Genomic DNA, 14,788 nt, shown 5'->3' with positions numbered 1-14,788 from the left:
CTTGAACCCAGGGGAGGCCGCGATCCTGGCGGTAGGAACAGTTCGTCGGGCCCCCTGGGTCGTAGAGGACGAAAAAGGCGAAAGAATCGAGCCGCGATCCGTCCTCCAGCTGGCACTGTCCTTTGACCACCGGATCATGGATGGACAGCAGGGCTCACAGCTATTAGCAGACACAGCCGCGCTCCTCAGAGAACCCGGCCTGGCGCTGCTCTAAACCACCACAGGTAACAACCTAAATCCCGAGTACGGCCGCCATGATAAGGCCGCTCCCTAGTGGCAGATGACCGGCCATCCCGATCGGATCGTGGGTTGAAGTCAGCCAACATCGGCCCTCCCTCCAAAGGGGTGTGACAGCGGGCCAAATAGTGTTGCCGACGGCAGCATCCGTTGGCTCCCAAGGCGAAGGACTCAGCCGGCAGCTCGTAAACCAAGATTCGGGCTAGAAGCGCTTCATCCCATCGAACTTTCAAGTCCATAGGCAAGCTCCCCATAAACGTGGCCGGGCTTGAACCAGACCGTCAAACAACAAACCGAACGTCAGAGAAGAGGAACCATGCCGGTGCTCCAGAAAGGGCCGGGGCCTGCATCCGCAGCGCCAGAAGTTCAGGATGACTTGCCGCCTACCCCGAGGCCGATCTTCTTTACCTTTCGGGCCTTCTCACCGCAGCCGAGCAGACCCAGCTCGCCCAGGCCCGCAACTTCTTCCAGCAAGAAGTACGTCCAATCGCCGTTGATTTTTGGAATCGAGCGGAATTCCCATTTGAGCTCCTACCCAAACTGGGCAAGCAGCAACTGACCGGATTGAATAGCCGTGGGCATCTGTTGGCCGGTCTGATTCAGATGGAATTCGCACGCGCGGATACCTCTGTGTCCACGTTTTTTGGCGTCCATGACGAACTGTTCACCACAGCAATCCGCGAATTGGGCTCCGATGAGCATCGTCAGACCATGCTTCCAGACCTGCTATCGCTCAAGAAAGTAGGAGCCTTCGCCCTTACGGAGCCCCTGCACGGGTCCGACATTTCCAGGCAGATGGAAACCACCGCAACCCGAAGCGGAGATGAATGGATTCTGAATGGCCACAAACGATGGATCGGCAACGGTACCTTCGCGGATTACGTCCTGGTCTGGGCCCGCGATACAGCCGACGACCAGATCAAAGGGTTCATCGTCGAGAAAGGCACCGAGGGCTTCCGCACTGAAGCCATATCGAACAAGACAGCTGTCCGCATCATTCAGAACGCCAATATCACCCTGAATAACGTCAGAATCCCGTTCACCAACTGGCTGCCAGGAACACGAACGTTCCGGGATGCCAACTCCCTCCTCCTGCACTCAAGGGTGTGGGTCAGCTGGCAGGCCGTAGGCCAGCAGTTTGCAGCATTCGACGTTGCGAGGGCATACGCACTCCAGCGCAAGCAATTCGGCAAACCAATCGCTTCCTTCCAGCTCATTCAGGACCAACTGGCGCGAATGATCGGAAACGCCACGATGTCCCTTTCCCTGATGATCCAACTCGCACGCCTAACAGAGTCGGGCCTTCTCACCATGGACCATGCTGCGCTGGCAAAAGCAAGCTGCACAGAGCGGATGCGCAAGACCGTGGCGCTCGGCAGGTCAATCGTCGGAGGCAATGGAATCAGCACCGACTTCGAGATGGCGAAAATTTTCGCGGACGCAGAAGCGATCTACTCCTATGAGGGCAGCTACGAAATAAACGCTCTCTTAGTCGGGCGGGCACTGACCGGGATCTCGGCGTTCGCCTGATTCAATGCCGCTGCCATCCACACCAATAACGGCCGCATCATCACATGCACTGTCACGGGACCAAACGCCCCACGGAGGAGCAATCAAATGGAGCTCAGCAATACTGCAGCAATCGTTACCGGTGGCGCGTCAGGCCTTGGCGCAGCCACCGCCCGGGTTCTCGCCGAACAGGGCGCATACGTGTTTGCCGTCGACCTCGGCGACTCCATCGGACAGAGTCAGCCGGTAAACGGCGTGGAGTACCTCGAGGCCGATGTAACCGACGTTGCCCAGATCCGTGACGTCGTCCTAAAAGCCTCGGCCGACAAGCCCCTGCGGACAGTAATCAATTGCGCAGGGATTCTCCCGACGATGCGAATCCTCGGCAAAAGAGGTGTGCATGACCTCTCACTCTTCGCAAAGGTCATCGAAGTCAACCTCGTCGGATCCTTCAACGTTCTCGCCTCCGCGGCTGAAGCCATCTCGCGCACGGCCGCGGATGAACACGGTCAACGCGGTGTAATTATTAACACCGCCTCCATCGCTGCCTTCGAAGGCCAGATCGGCCAAGCCGCCTACGCCTCGTCAAAAGCCGGCATAGTAGGCCTCACCCTTCCTGCCGCCAGGGACCTAGCCCAGTATGGAATACGGGTAAATGCCATTGCACCGGGCATTGTGGAGACCCCCATGATGGCCTCCGTGAGCGACGAAGTCCGCCGAGGACTTGCCGCCGGCGTCACATTCCCCAAACGCCTAGCCCGTCCCGGGGAATTCGCTCAACTGGCACTGTCGATCATCGAACACGACTATCTCAACGGGGAAATCATCCGAATGGATGGGGCGCTGCGAATGGCCTCCCGGTAGCCCCGCAGATCAGCACTGATTTCAAAGGACAAAGCATGCACAACAATCCAGCACATGAAATTCCCTCCCATCCGGAGGATGTAGTGATTATCGGTGGTGCCCGAACTCCCCAGGGCAAGCTCAACGGCCAGTTGGCGGGATTGACCGCGGTAGAACTCGGTGCAGCAGCAGTAAGCGGAGCACTTGAAAAGGCCGGCATCGATCCGGGCCTGGTAGATGCCGTCGTGATCGGCCAGGTCGTGCAGGCGGGCTCCGGACAGAATCCGGCCCGCCAGACCGCACTAAAAGCCGGAATCAGCGGGACGGTACCTGCGACCACAATAAACAAAGTCTGCCTGTCCGGGCTTACCGCCGTCATAGATGCTGCCCGCCTCATCCGCGCCGGTGATGCGGAAGTAGTTGTTGCCGGGGGGCAGGAATCCATGAGTCATAGTCCGCACCTGCTGCCTGGCTCGCGCCAAGGATGGCTATACGGCGGCGGCAACATGATCGATTCACTCGTCAGCGACGGACTCAGCGACGCGCAAGAAGGTGTCTCTATGGGCCTTCTGACTGAACGAGGCAACCAGGTGCACAGCATAGGGAGACGCCAACAGGACGAGGTGGCAGCAGCGTCCCATCGGCGAGCTGCTCAGGCAGCCGACGAAGGAGTGTTCAAGGACGAAATCGTACCCATCACTGTTCACGGTAGGAAGGGACAGTCCCTGGTTCTTGACAGGGACGAACAAATAAGACCGGGCACGGACCTCGAGGTCCTGTCCCAATTACGTCCCGCATTTGCCGCGGATGGCAGCATCACGGCAGGAAACGCCTCGCCCCTCTCCGATGGAGCTGCAGCCCTTGTCCTCACTAGCCGCGCCAACGCCGAACGACTCCAACTTGAGATACTTGCCGTCGTCAGCGCCCCGGGCCAAGTAGCTGGTCCCGACAATTCACTGCATTCACAGCCCTCGAACGCTACCCGTGCGGCGCTGGCACGGGCCGGGTGGACCGCAGAAGATCTCGACTTCATCGAGATCAATGAGGCTTTCGGCGCCGTCGCGGTTCAGTCGTTGAACGAGTTGGGAATCCCCTTGGACCGCTGCAACATACACGGCGGGGCCATCGCTTTGGGCCATCCCATCGGAGCTTCCGGTGCGCGCCTAGCACTTCATGCCGCCAACGAACTGCTCCGCCGGGGAGCGGGCCGCGCGGCGGTCGCCCTCTGCGGGGGCGGTGGACAGGGCGAAGCGCTGCTGCTCTACCGGAACTAGCTCCACCTCCTCCTCAACCACATCGCGAAGTGTCACACCTGCGCGGTCCATAAGCCGTCATCCGCAATCCTTTGAAAGAATCAACGTGAAAAATAAACATTCCGTCCGTGTCTACAAGAGCGAAGAGAACCTCGCCCGTGAAGACCAGCTGGCCCACAAGATCGCAGCAGTGGCCGCCGACGCCGTCGAGGTCACACCGGACGTTACCGAGATGGTCATCAACCGGGTCATCGACAACGCTTCGGTTGCCATCGCTTCCCTGAACCGCGGGCCCATTGTCGCCGCCCGCGCCCAGGCTCTGACCCATGCACCGACCACTAACGGCAAGGGTGCCGGTGTTTTTGGCATCACCGACAGGGTTTCGCCTGAATGGGCTGCCTGGGCCAACGGCGTAGCGGTCCGCGAACTCGATTACCACGACACGTTCCTCGCGGCGGACTACTCGCACCCCGGGGACAACATTCCGCCTATCCTGGCAGTCGCGCAGCACGTTGGCGCCAGCGGCAAGGACCTGATCCGCGGCATCGCTACCGGCTACGAAATCCAGGTCAACCTGGTCAAGGCCATCTGCCTGCACAAGCACAAGATTGACCACGTGGCGCACCTCGGCCCGTCCGCCGCAGCCGGCATCGGCACGCTCCTCGGCTTGGATGTGGAGACGATCTTCCAGTCCGTTGGCCAGGCGCTGCACACCACCACCGCCACCCGCCAGTCGCGCAAGGGCGAGATTTCCACCTGGAAGGCCCACGCTCCGGCGTTCGCTGGCAAGATGGCCGTTGAGGCCGTGGACCGCTCCATGCGCGGCCAGACCTCTCCGGTGCCGATCTACGAAGGCGAAGACGGCGTCATTGCCTGGATGCTGGATGGCCCCGAGGCCTCGTACGAGGTTCCGCTGCCCGAAGCGGGCGAGGCAAAGCGCGCCATCATGGACACGTACACCAAGGAACACTCCGCCGAGTACCAGGCCCAGGCCTGGATCGATCTGGCCCGCAAGCTGCACAAGGAGCACCCGGAAGCCACCGACTCCGCGAACGTGAAGTCGGTCCTGATCAAAACGAGCCACCACACGCACTACGTCATCGGTTCCGGGGCCAACGATCCGCAGAAGTACAGCCCCACGGCCAGCCGCGAAACTCTGGACCACTCCATCCCGTACATCTTCACCGTCGCCCTGCAGGACGGCTCCTGGCACCACGTTGATTCCTACGCCCCGGAGCGTGCCGGCCGGGCCGACACCGTCGAGCTGTGGAACAAGGTCAGCACCGTTGAGGATGCCGAATGGACCCGCCGCTACCACTCGCTGGACATCGCCGAAAAGGCCTTCGGCGGCTCCGTGGAGATCACCCTGAACGATGGCACAGTCATCACCGATGAGATCTCCGTGGCCGACGCCCACCCCCTCGGCGCCCGGCCCTTCGCCCGCCAGCAGTACATCAACAAGTTCCGCACCCTCGCCGCCGGACTCGTCGCCGAGCAGGAAATCGAACGTTTCCTCGCCGCCGCCGAAAGCCTCCCGGACCTGGGCCCGGGCGAGCTTGACCAGCTGAACATCACCGCCGCCCCCGGCGTCATCGACCTCGATGCCGCCCCACAGGGACTGTTCTAAATGCTGTATTCAAGAACAACGCCCGAGTGGAAACGCGTTAAACTGCGGGAAATCCTGTCCTCGGGAACCATCGTCCAGTTCCCCGGCGCTTTCAGCCCGCTCTCGGCGCGGCTGATCGAGGAAAAAGGCTTCGCCGGCGTGTACATCTCCGGTGCCGTGCTGGCCAATGACCTTGGCCTGCCGGACATCGGCCTGACCACCCTCACCGAAGTTGCCACCCGTGCCGGGCAGATCGCCCGCATGACTGACCTGCCCTGCCTGATGGACGCCGACACCGGATTCGGCGAACCCATGAACGTGGCCCGCACCGTCCAGGAACTCGAAAACGCCGGCGTGGCCGGCTGCCACATCGAGGACCAGTTCAACCCCAAGCGCTGCGGCCACCTGGACGGCAAGAACGTAGTGGACCTGGACACAGCCACCAAACGCATCCGTGCTGCAGCGGATGCGCGCCGGGACCCGAACTTCCTCATCATGGCCCGCACCGACATCCGGGCCGTGGACGGACTCCAAGCCGCCAAAGACCGGGCAAAGGAACTGGTCGACGCCGGGGCTGACGCCATCTTCCCCGAAGCCATGCGTGACCTGCACGAGTTCCGGGCCATCCGTGACGCCGTCGACGTGCCCATCCTCGCCAACATGACCGAGTTCGGCAAAAGCGACCTGTTCACCGTGGACCAACTGCAGAACGTGGGCGTCAACATGGTGATCTACCCGGTGACCCTACTCCGCAGCGCCCTGGGCGCCGCTGAACGGGTCCTGGACACGCTCAGGAGCCTCGGAACACAGCAAGTGAGCGTGCCCGAAATGCTCACGCGGGCGCGTCTCTATGACCTCGTGGACTACGAGGCCTACAACAAATTCGATTCCGACGTCTTCAACTTCGAGATCCCTGACATCCGCTAATTCACGTACTGCAACGAAGGAGTTCAGCATGACTGACACAAACATCAGAAAAGGCCTCACCGGAGTCGTGGTGGACTACACCGCCATTTCCAAGGTCAACCCGGATACCAACTCCCTGCTGTTCCGCGGCTACCCTGTTCAGGAACTCGCCGCCCGGTGCAGCTTCGAAGAGGTCGCCTACCTCCTCTGGAACGGTGAGCTTCCCTCAGAAAGCGAACTAGCGGAATTCACCGCTCGCGAGCGTGCAGGCAGGAGCCTCGAACCGGCTCTCAAAATGATCATTGATGCCCTGCCGAAGACGGCTCATCCCATGGACGTCTGCCGCACCGCAGCATCCGTCCTCGGCGCGCGTCACCCTCTGGCCGAGCACTCCTCACCCGAAGCGAACATGACAAAGGCCATTGACCTGTTCGCGGCCATGCCCGCCGTGGTTGCCTACGACCAGCGCCGTCGCCGCGGGCAGGATGTCGTGAACCCCCGGGATGATCTGGGCTACTCGGCCAACTTCCTCTGGATGAGCTTCGGTGAACAACCCGCGGACGAGGTCGTCGAGGCCTTCAATGTGTCCTTGATCCTCTATGCGGAGCACTCCTTCAATGCCTCCACGTTCACCGCGCGTGTAGTTACGTCCACGCTTTCGGACCTGCATTCCGCCGTTACAGCCGGGATCGGGGCCCTTAAAGGTCACCTGCACGGCGGCGCCAATGAAGCAGTCATGCACACCTTCAATGAAATTGGCATACGCCCGGAGGAGTCCCTCGACGAAGCCGCGGCCCGGGCCAAATCCTGGATGGAGCAAGCCCTGGCGCAGAAGAAAAAGGTCATGGGCTTCGGACACCGGGTCTATAAGAACGGCGATTCCCGGGTGCCCACCATGAAGACGGCCCTGGACAAGCTGATCGACCACTACGGCAGGCCGGAAATTCTGGGACTGTACAACGGCCTCGAACAGGCCATGGACGAGGCCAAAGCCATCAAACCAAACCTTGACTACCCTTCAGGTCCGGCTTATCACCTGATCGGCTTCGACACCCCAATGTTCACACCAATCTTCGTCGCCAGCCGCATCCCCGGCATGACAGCCCACATCATGGAGCAGGCCGCCTCCAACGCCCTCATCCGCCCGCTAAGCGCCTACAACGGGCCCGAAGAGCGGCCGGTACCAGTTGGAAACCACACCCACTCCTAGTTGCCTAGCGCAGCCTCCTTCGAGGAAGATCATGAATTTGCGAACCATCACCGTAAAGCAAAGTGGACGCGTAGGCGTCATCACACTGAATCGACCGGAGGCCCTAAACGCACTGAACCTTCAACTGATGGAAGAAGTCGTGTCCGCTGCCAGAAGCTTAGACAAGGACCCTGATACAGGTGCCATCCTTCTGACCGGATCCGATCGCGCCTTCGCCGCAGGCGCCGACATCAAGGAGATGTCTTCCCGGACTTACATGGATATGTACTTGGACGATTGGCTGCAGGGCTGGGACGGCCTTGCCGCCGTGCGGACCCCAGTAATTGCTGCCGTCGCTGGCCACGCGCTGGGCGGAGGCTGTGAACTGGCAATGATGTGCGACTTCATCATCGCAGCTGACTCAGCGCGATTTGGCCAGCCGGAAATCAAACTGGGCGTGATACCTGGCATGGGCGGTTCGCAGCGCCTGACGCGCGCCGTTGGAAAGGCAAAGGCTATGGAGATGATCCTCACGGGCCGCACCATAGACGCGGCCGAGGCTGAACGCATCGGTCTCGTAGCAAGGGTCGTCCCTCACGACAGGCTCTTGGAAGATGCCTTGGAAACTGCGAAGGCGATCTCCGAGAAGTCCGCGCCAATCGTAATGCTGGCAAAAGAGGCAGTGAATGCTGCATTTCAAATGCCACTGGACAGCGGCGTCCTCTTCGAACGCAGGATTTTTCATTCTGTGTTCGCCAGCTCGGACCAAAAAGAAGGTATGCGCGCCTTCGTCGAAAAGAGACAGCCCAACTTTACCCACGCCTGACGCCCTGCCAGCTGCGGGGCGACGCGCACACTGCATCGTCCCAGCAGCCCGCGACAACAAACCTGTCAAAAATTCCCGGCGCGGCAAGAAGAAGCGCAACGCACACACCCGACGGCCGGGTGCCGCGCCGGGATCCCTTACCTACAAACAGTCCGCGCGACTCGAGGCCAGCTCACCCTTCGGGACCCCAACCATGAAATCACCCTCGGTCACCACGCCGCCTCGGTAGACAAAGGCCAAGCTACGCAGTTCGGACGCGGCGCGGCCGAGCCCGGTGGTCAGGTATTTGTGGTCGGGCGCAATTTCCTGGGCACTCAGAATTGCAATCTGGTCGGCGCCGGTATGTGTCCCGACGGAGCATGTAGGGGGTGGGCCGGAGTCCGCTTTCACGACATAGCCTGCGGCCGCAGATATCGGCCCCCTCGTGCCGCTGTGGTCTTGTCGGTGGCGGCCGAAAAGTGAGCCCCCATTACGGCGGCGAAATGGCTCACTTTTGGACCATTGCTTACAGGGTTACACGCCGCACTGCGTAATCCCCGCCGAATGGGAACTATTCGTCGATTGGTGCACCAGCGATGAAGCTAATCCTCTACGGGCATCGACGGTCACTCTGGTCGAATCTTTGGACGACAATCTCCGGCGAAGACCAGCCGGATGGCTGTCCCGGGGCTGAGCTTGTCGCTGCCACACACCACGCGGTCTGCGAAGCATTTCGGCTGCCCGGCCCCGGCCCTTGACCTGCTGGAAGTGTTCTGCTGAGTCTCTGTCATGGCCTGGTTCGCCAACTAGACTCCATATCCCACCACTGCCAGCCGAGCAAACAATCCCCGGACACAGCAATCAGACAGCACCATGAACCCACATAGATCCAGCGACTTGGATCCGGTCATGGACCTCCCAGGTAACCGGGATCCGGGGTGCAATAACTCCAACACCACGCCGGGCTCCGCCGGAAAGAACGGGCCGTGCCAAAAGAAACAAACCCTCCTTGAGAGCCGGTGCTCAAAAGCCAGCCACGGAACGCGTCCAGCTCCACCCGCCGGCTCACATCCGGACGCTCTCGAGCTCGGCTCGCCCCGCAACCCCAACAGCGGCACTGCTGCTTACGGGCAGCCGTTCGTACACACGGTTGGTCCTAAAACCCGCTTTCGCGGCCCTTCCGGAACGCTGTGGAGGGAGCGATCGGGACGATTTCCCCGCCTGCCGCCAGCCTAAAAGCCATGTCCCGACTCCAGCCTATATCGATGCGCTCCCGGTGCAGCCACCGCTATTTTCAACCTGCCCGATTTCCACGTCGCCGGCGCTGAGGTGCATCCCTTTGGGCAAGAGTCGCTATGAGGACTTGTGGCGGCGGCAGACATACACCCGAATACAGCCCAAGTCGGCTTGTATCTCTTAAGTACCCCTGTTGACGTGGGGTGGTCGTCGTTTACGGTGGCCTTGGGAGGGGCCGGGGTGGTTCCGGTTTTCGGCTGGGCGTCATGGCTCGTGAAAGAGATCGTCGCCCCCGGCCTGTCTTCCAAGCAGACCCGATTGAGGGAATTGGTGGCCGGAAGAGAACGGTGCGCAGCACCGGGTTTCGTCCGGGCGGGCACCGGATGACTCACAAGCGCGGGAACTGTATCCGACGCTTCCTCAGCAGTTGCGGGCGTGTGAGGGAGGTCGCCGCGGGCGCTCAGAACAGTGCATGACGGTTCTCCCCAAGGATGGGGAAGCCCGGCCTGGTGACTCGGCTGGTGGACCGGCAAAGACGGGTTGTCCCATCGCACGTATTCGATGCGAGGAGGAGAACCATCATGCAAAATCAGGATAAACCCGCGGCGATCGTCCGGGCAGTGGCGGGTATCGACGCGGCCATCACGGCACGCCACCATATCGCGGTGCGGGAGTTTTTCGACGACGGAACAGAACACCTAAGCCGTTTCACGGTCGACCCGACACTGGCCGGGTTGGAGAGACTCTCGGCGCGGCTGGCCGCAGTTCCTGCACCTGTGACAGCGGTCGTGGAACCGACGTCGATGACCTGGCTGGCGCTGGCCCTCGCGGTCGAACGGGCCGGCGGCAAGATGGAATGATCGGCGCCCGCCACTCCTCGCGGCTGCGCGGAGCCATCATGGGCAAGAACAAATCCGACGTCATAGACTCCGAAGTCCTCACGCACGTCGGCGAGATCTTCGACCCGCCACCCTTGGTCCTTGCATCTCCGGGACAGTTGGCGCTGCGGCGGGCCGTGGTCCGCCGGGCCGGCGCCGTGATTGACGGCAACCGGTACTGGCGGCGGCTGCTGTCACTGGCGAGGTGGGCCTTTCCCGATGTGTGGACCGCGTTCGCCGGTTCCGAGTCAACGGCCCTGGCCGTGCTGGGTCGCTGGCCCCACCTCCGGTCCCTGGCATCGGCGCGGGCGGCGACCCTGACGGCTGTGGTCGCCGAGCACACCCGTGATGTCGCCGATACTCCCGCCCGCGCGACAGCGATCAAGACGGCAGCACGGGGATGGGCGGATTTCTGGGACGGACATCTGGACCTGGACGCGCTGGCCGTCGACGTGATGGAACACCTGACTGACCTGCAGGAGTCCCGGGCAAGGGTGGATCGCTTCACGTCGCATGCACGGCAGTGGTGGGAGCAGCTCTACGGCGATGACCCGCTGATCCTGTCCCTGCCCGGCGTGGGCCCGGCAACCGGTCCCTGCATCCGAGCCTACTTCGGCGACGGATCCGGGTTCGACAGCGCCAAGAAAGCAGCCAACTATGTCGGCATCACCCCTTCAAACTGGTCCTCCGGAACGATGAACCAGTCTCGCCGGGCCATCAGCAAGGAAGGACCGGCACCCCTGCGCCTGGCTTTCTACCAGGCCGGTAGCGTCGCCCGGACCATGGATCCCCAGCTGGCCGCGTTCGATCACCGGCTCATGACCGAACACGGGCACTGCCACACCCAGGCCACGATCGCTGTCGCCAGGAAACTGGCCGAAAGGACCTGGAAAACCCTCACCACCGGGCAAATGTATGAGCTCCGGGACCTCGAAGGCCAGCCGGTCACCAAACGGGCAGCGAAAGAACTCATAGCCTCCCACTACACCGTCACACCCAAGCAACGCAGCCAGTCGCGGTCCCACACGATCGAAGCAAAACGGGCCCGCCTGACACGGTAAATCGCGACCTGCACCATTTGTCCGGCCGGCCACTGGCGACCTTCCGCCTCACCAGCCCGGGGGGTGCAAACCAGCGGCCCAACGACCGGCCCCGTCCCGATGGACGCACATCCCGTCACAGCGGAACACAGGTGACGGTCCACTCACCCTGCCTGCCGTCCAGAGCCAAAAAAGCATTGACAAGCGTTAGGGAATCTCTTCGTGGTTCGTGGGGAATTGATCTCGTGTCGTAGATGACAGAAGGGCCCGTGGCCCTGCTGGGATGAGTGTGTCTAGCATTCAACCAGGAACAGGACCACGAGCCTTGACTGAGCCTACCGGGGTGGACTCCGACGCTGCCACCAGCATCTTCAACCTGCCCGACTACCGCGTCATTTCCGCCACCGTCCTGGACGACGGGAGCCGCCGGATCATTATCGAAACCGACCAGCCACCTGGCTGCCCGACCTGCGGTGTCGTAGCGACCAGGCGGAAGGAACGACGTGTCCAGCGCATCCGGGACATCCCGGTCGCCGGCGCCGTTGAAGTTCTCTGGTCCAAATACCGCTGGCACTGCGAGGAACGGACCTGCCCGCGGCTCTCGTTCTTCGAAGCCACAACCCAGGTCCCGCGTCGTGCCCGATCCACCGGCCGGCTCCGGGACCACGTCGTTGACGCGGTGATCCGCTCGGGACGGGCAGTGTCCGAGACCGCTGTGGCATTCGGTGTCTCGTGGTGGATGGTGAGGGCCGCGCTGAATGAAGCCTGCCTGCTCACACTGCCTGATGTCGATGAACTCAGTCCGCGGATGCTGGGCATTGATGAACACCGGTTCCGGTCCGTCCGATTCTTCCGTGACCCGGAATCCAGCGCCTGGATCCGACAAGAGCCCTGGATGACCACGATCGTGGACCTCGACACAGGGCAGGTCCTGGGCATGGTCGATGGGCGGGACCACAAAGGCGTCGGCGACTGGCTCTTCGCCCGTCCCCTGGACTGGAGACTGGCCGTCCAAGTCGTCGCCATCGACCCCTCGGCCGCGTTCCGCAAAGCGCTACGGATGTGGCTCCCACGCACCGCAGTCGCAGTCGATCATTTCCACCTCGTCTCCCTGGGCAACCAGGCAATGACCGAGACACGCCAGAACCTGTCCCAGCAGGTCAAGGGCCGACGCGGCCGCACCGTGGACAAGGCCTGGGCGCACCGGATGCTGCTCCTGCGCGCCGGCGACACTCTCAGCGACAGCGCAGCCCACCGCCTGGCCGACGTCTTCGCCGTTGACGACCCGACCGGCAAGCTCGAAGCGGTCTGGAAGGTCAAAGAACAACTGCGGGCACTGCTTCGCACGAGCTCCCTCGCCGACGCAGCCGTCGCGAAAGAAGAACTCCACGTCCTTGTTCAGGCCGCCGCGCGGCCCGAAACGAACAAGCTCTACCGCACCGTCTGCAGATGGTCGAACGAGATCGAGGTCCTCATCGTCACCGGCGCCACCACCGGCAAGGTCGAGGCCAACAACACCGCCATCAAACACATCAAACGCACCGGCCGCGGCTACCGCAACCCAGGCAATTACAAATCAGTTATTCTCATGAGAAGTGCCGTCCGGACGGCGGCATGACACTCATCAGGGATTCCAATTCCCCATGAACCGCGAAGAGCCCCCAAGTCCTGTGCCCGGCCTGGTCCACCACCCGATCCGTGATGCTTCGTTGCGCCATGATCGGAGGGGGCGCGCAGAGACGGTGGCTACGTCAGCAGGCCCTGGGACTCAGCAGCTCTCACTCGGCCCTCTCCCGATGTCCATGCCGTCACGTCACGTCACGTCACGTCAACTGGACCAAAGATTCGAGCTGTACGTGTAGTCCGGTTACCGAACTGCCGGCTGCAGGGGGGTGCGGTAGGTTTCCTTCATGAGGGTAAGGGCGACTAGAGCAATTACGGCCTCCAATCCGAAAAAGATAACGTACGCCCAAGCGTTGTTGTTAAACGCGGCGGCCAAGCTCGAAGCAATCAGAGGTGAGAATCCTGCGCCCAACAGCGTTCCAATCTGTTTTGCAATTGAGAACCCAGAGAAGCGAACCGGCGTCGGATAGTTCTCGGAAATGAGTGCTCCTTCAACGCCATACATCAGTGCTTGTGCCACCCCAATAGCTACTACCATTCCGCAACCCACAAGCAGAATATTCTGTGACGGCAGTAAGTACAGGAAATAGACCGTAACCGTTACCATGGCGAGCGGAATACCGATGTAGTAGTTGCGTTTTCGTCCTCCCGAGTCGGATAGGCGGCCACTTAGGGGAATAGTAATCAGCGAAACAACGCCCGCGACCATGGTGGCGACGGTTAGTCCGGTCACTGAGAGACCGTAGTTCCGAGGCCCAATCGACAGCGCAAAAGTCGCAACGAGGTGATAGAGAGTGGAAGCAACCATTGCCAGGGCAATCCCGGCAAGAGTAGGCCGCCATGCAGTTCGGAAGACTTCGAGAGCAGGAACCTTTTTAATCTGTTGTTTTTTCGCGAAAGCCGGCGATTCGGTGATACGGCGCCGGATGTAAGCACCGATTACAACTAGGATGACGCTGCCCAGAAATGGCATGCGCCATCCCCAGGAAAGTAGATCGTCCCGCGGCATCAGACTCAGCAGCGCGACGGAGCCAACTGAAAGTATGACCCCGACGCTGGCGGTTGCCATGACGATTGAGCCATACAGGCCGCGTCGGTTATCCGGAGCCGTTTCAAGGGTGAGAAGCGTGCCAGCCCCCGTTTCACCGCCTACGCCAATTCCTTGAATAAATCGAAGCGTGACCAAGAGTATGGGTGCCCATACGCCTATGGTTTCGTAGGTGGGCAGCAGACCAATACCTATCGTTGAAGCCCCCATCAACAGAAGAGTCACCATGAATATCTTCTTCCGACCAACTTTGTCGCCGAAGTGGCCAAATACGATACCCCCAATTGGCCGTGCACCATACCCCACGGCCAGTGTTGAGAATACGATGATTGTTCCGACTACAGGATCGAATGTCGGGAAGAACAGTTGATTGAACACGACGGGCGCGAGGAAGCCGTACAGGAGGAAGTCGTACCATTCTATTGTGGTGCCCAGCGCACTTGACACCACTGTTCTTCGACGGTTGGTCCGACTGTCCACTGGCGCGTCATGCTCGGAGTTCGGTCCTGCGTCTGAAGTAGATAGATTGTATTGCGTCATGTCTGTTCCTGACCGTGTTCTAAACGTTTTACATCGCGAAAGTTTTATACGAAAGCCTTGTGTTAGTGGACCTAA

At 61.2% G+C, this 14,788-nt stretch carries 11 protein-coding genes and 2 pseudogenes; 12 read left to right on the top strand and 1 reads right to left on the bottom strand.

All coding sequences use genetic code 11. From position 1 onward, the window contains the following. Nucleotide 1: 1 nt before the first annotated feature. From DMB86_RS20200 to DMB86_RS20145, 12 genes and pseudogenes are all read left to right on the top strand, one after another. Nucleotides 2-214, top strand: a pseudogene (locus tag DMB86_RS20200) (2-oxo acid dehydrogenase subunit E2); the annotation flags it as partial. Nucleotides 215-681: 467 nt separating this feature from the next. Continuing rightward, nucleotides 682-957: pseudogene (locus DMB86_RS21720) on the top strand (acyl-CoA dehydrogenase family protein); the annotation flags it as partial. Continuing rightward, the gene (locus DMB86_RS20195; RefSeq protein WP_418202343.1) at nt 949-1,767 is read left to right on the top strand and encodes an acyl-CoA dehydrogenase family protein; all 819 of its coding nucleotides are present in this window, start codon (nt 949-951) and stop codon (nt 1,765-1,767) included. The pseudogene DMB86_RS21720 and the gene DMB86_RS20195, both read left to right, overlap by 9 nt. A gap of 87 nt (nt 1,768-1,854) precedes the next feature. Beyond that, a complete protein-coding gene (locus DMB86_RS20190) occupies nt 1,855-2,610 on the top strand; it encodes an SDR family NAD(P)-dependent oxidoreductase (RefSeq protein ID WP_113719722.1) in 756 nt (251 codons plus the stop codon). 35 nt (nt 2,611-2,645) lie between these two features. Next, nucleotides 2,646-3,863, top strand: a complete 1,218-nt coding sequence (locus DMB86_RS20185) for an acetyl-CoA C-acetyltransferase (protein ID WP_113719721.1) — start codon at nt 2,646-2,648, stop codon at nt 3,861-3,863. Between the two features lie 85 nt (nt 3,864-3,948). After that, nucleotides 3,949-5,469 (top strand): MmgE/PrpD family protein, encoded by a 1,521-nt coding sequence (locus tag DMB86_RS20180; protein WP_113719720.1) that lies wholly within the window; start codon nt 3,949-3,951, stop codon nt 5,467-5,469. Beyond that, nucleotides 5,470-6,375, top strand: a complete 906-nt coding sequence (gene prpB, locus DMB86_RS20175) for a methylisocitrate lyase (protein WP_113719719.1) — start codon at nt 5,470-5,472, stop codon at nt 6,373-6,375. A 28-nt stretch (nt 6,376-6,403) separates the two neighbouring features. Further along, complete coding sequence (locus DMB86_RS20170; protein ID WP_113719718.1) at nt 6,404-7,564, top strand: bifunctional 2-methylcitrate synthase/citrate synthase; 1,161 nt, start codon at nt 6,404-6,406, stop codon at nt 7,562-7,564. Nucleotides 7,565-7,595: 31 nt separating this feature from the next. Then, nucleotides 7,596-8,369, top strand: coding sequence for an enoyl-CoA hydratase (locus tag DMB86_RS20165; RefSeq protein ID WP_227878808.1), 774 nt, complete (start codon nt 7,596-7,598; stop codon nt 8,367-8,369). A 1,796-nt stretch (nt 8,370-10,165) separates the two neighbouring features. Continuing rightward, nucleotides 10,166-10,444 carry a hypothetical protein gene (locus DMB86_RS21300; RefSeq protein ID WP_227878807.1) on the top strand — a complete coding sequence of 93 codons (279 nt, stop codon included), beginning with the start codon at nt 10,166-10,168 and terminating at the stop codon, nt 10,442-10,444. Beyond that, nucleotides 10,441-11,523 carry a transposase gene (locus tag DMB86_RS21295; RefSeq protein ID WP_227878806.1) on the top strand — a complete coding sequence of 361 codons (1,083 nt, stop codon included), beginning with the start codon at nt 10,441-10,443 and terminating at the stop codon, nt 11,521-11,523. Before DMB86_RS21300 ends, DMB86_RS21295 begins: the two co-directional genes overlap by 4 nt. A 304-nt stretch (nt 11,524-11,827) precedes the next feature. After that, nucleotides 11,828-13,120: an ISL3 family transposase gene (locus DMB86_RS20145; RefSeq protein ID WP_113719816.1), complete on the top strand. Its 1,293-nt coding sequence runs from the start codon at nt 11,828-11,830 to the stop codon at nt 13,118-13,120. A 249-nt stretch (nt 13,121-13,369) separates the two neighbouring features. Here the strand turns inward: DMB86_RS20145 and DMB86_RS20140 are convergent, their stop codons facing one another. Beyond that, complete coding sequence (locus tag DMB86_RS20140) at nt 13,370-14,713, bottom strand: MFS transporter (protein WP_113719815.1); 1,344 nt, start codon at nt 14,711-14,713, stop codon at nt 13,370-13,372. Nucleotides 14,714-14,788: the final 75 nt, after the last annotated feature.

The organism is Arthrobacter dokdonellae (assembly GCF_003268655.1).
Classification (GTDB): domain Bacteria; phylum Actinomycetota; class Actinomycetes; order Actinomycetales; family Micrococcaceae; genus Specibacter; species Specibacter dokdonellae.
The sequence above is the reverse complement of the archived record's forward strand: the minus strand, read 5'-3'. Positions and strand labels throughout refer to the sequence as shown.

Coding starts and splice junctions, on each gene's coding strand:
- DMB86_RS20195 (WP_418202343.1), top strand. CDS start 949: ATGCTTCCAGACCTGCTATCGCTCAAGAAAGTAGGAGCCTTCGCCCTT.
- prpB (WP_113719719.1), top strand. CDS start 5,470: ATGCTGTATTCAAGAACAACGCCCGAGTGGAAACGCGTTAAACTGCGG.
- DMB86_RS21295 (WP_227878806.1), top strand. CDS start 10,441: ATGATCGGCGCCCGCCACTCCTCGCGGCTGCGCGGAGCCATCATGGGC.
- DMB86_RS20165 (WP_227878808.1), top strand. CDS start 7,596: ATGAATTTGCGAACCATCACCGTAAAGCAAAGTGGACGCGTAGGCGTC.
- DMB86_RS20190 (WP_113719722.1), top strand. CDS start 1,855: ATGGAGCTCAGCAATACTGCAGCAATCGTTACCGGTGGCGCGTCAGGC.
- DMB86_RS20140 (WP_113719815.1), bottom strand. CDS start 14,713: ATGACGCAATACAATCTATCTACTTCAGACGCAGGACCGAACTCCGAG.
- DMB86_RS20185 (WP_113719721.1), top strand. CDS start 2,646: ATGCACAACAATCCAGCACATGAAATTCCCTCCCATCCGGAGGATGTA.
- DMB86_RS20170 (WP_113719718.1), top strand. CDS start 6,404: ATGACTGACACAAACATCAGAAAAGGCCTCACCGGAGTCGTGGTGGAC.
- DMB86_RS21300 (WP_227878807.1), top strand. CDS start 10,166: ATGCAAAATCAGGATAAACCCGCGGCGATCGTCCGGGCAGTGGCGGGT.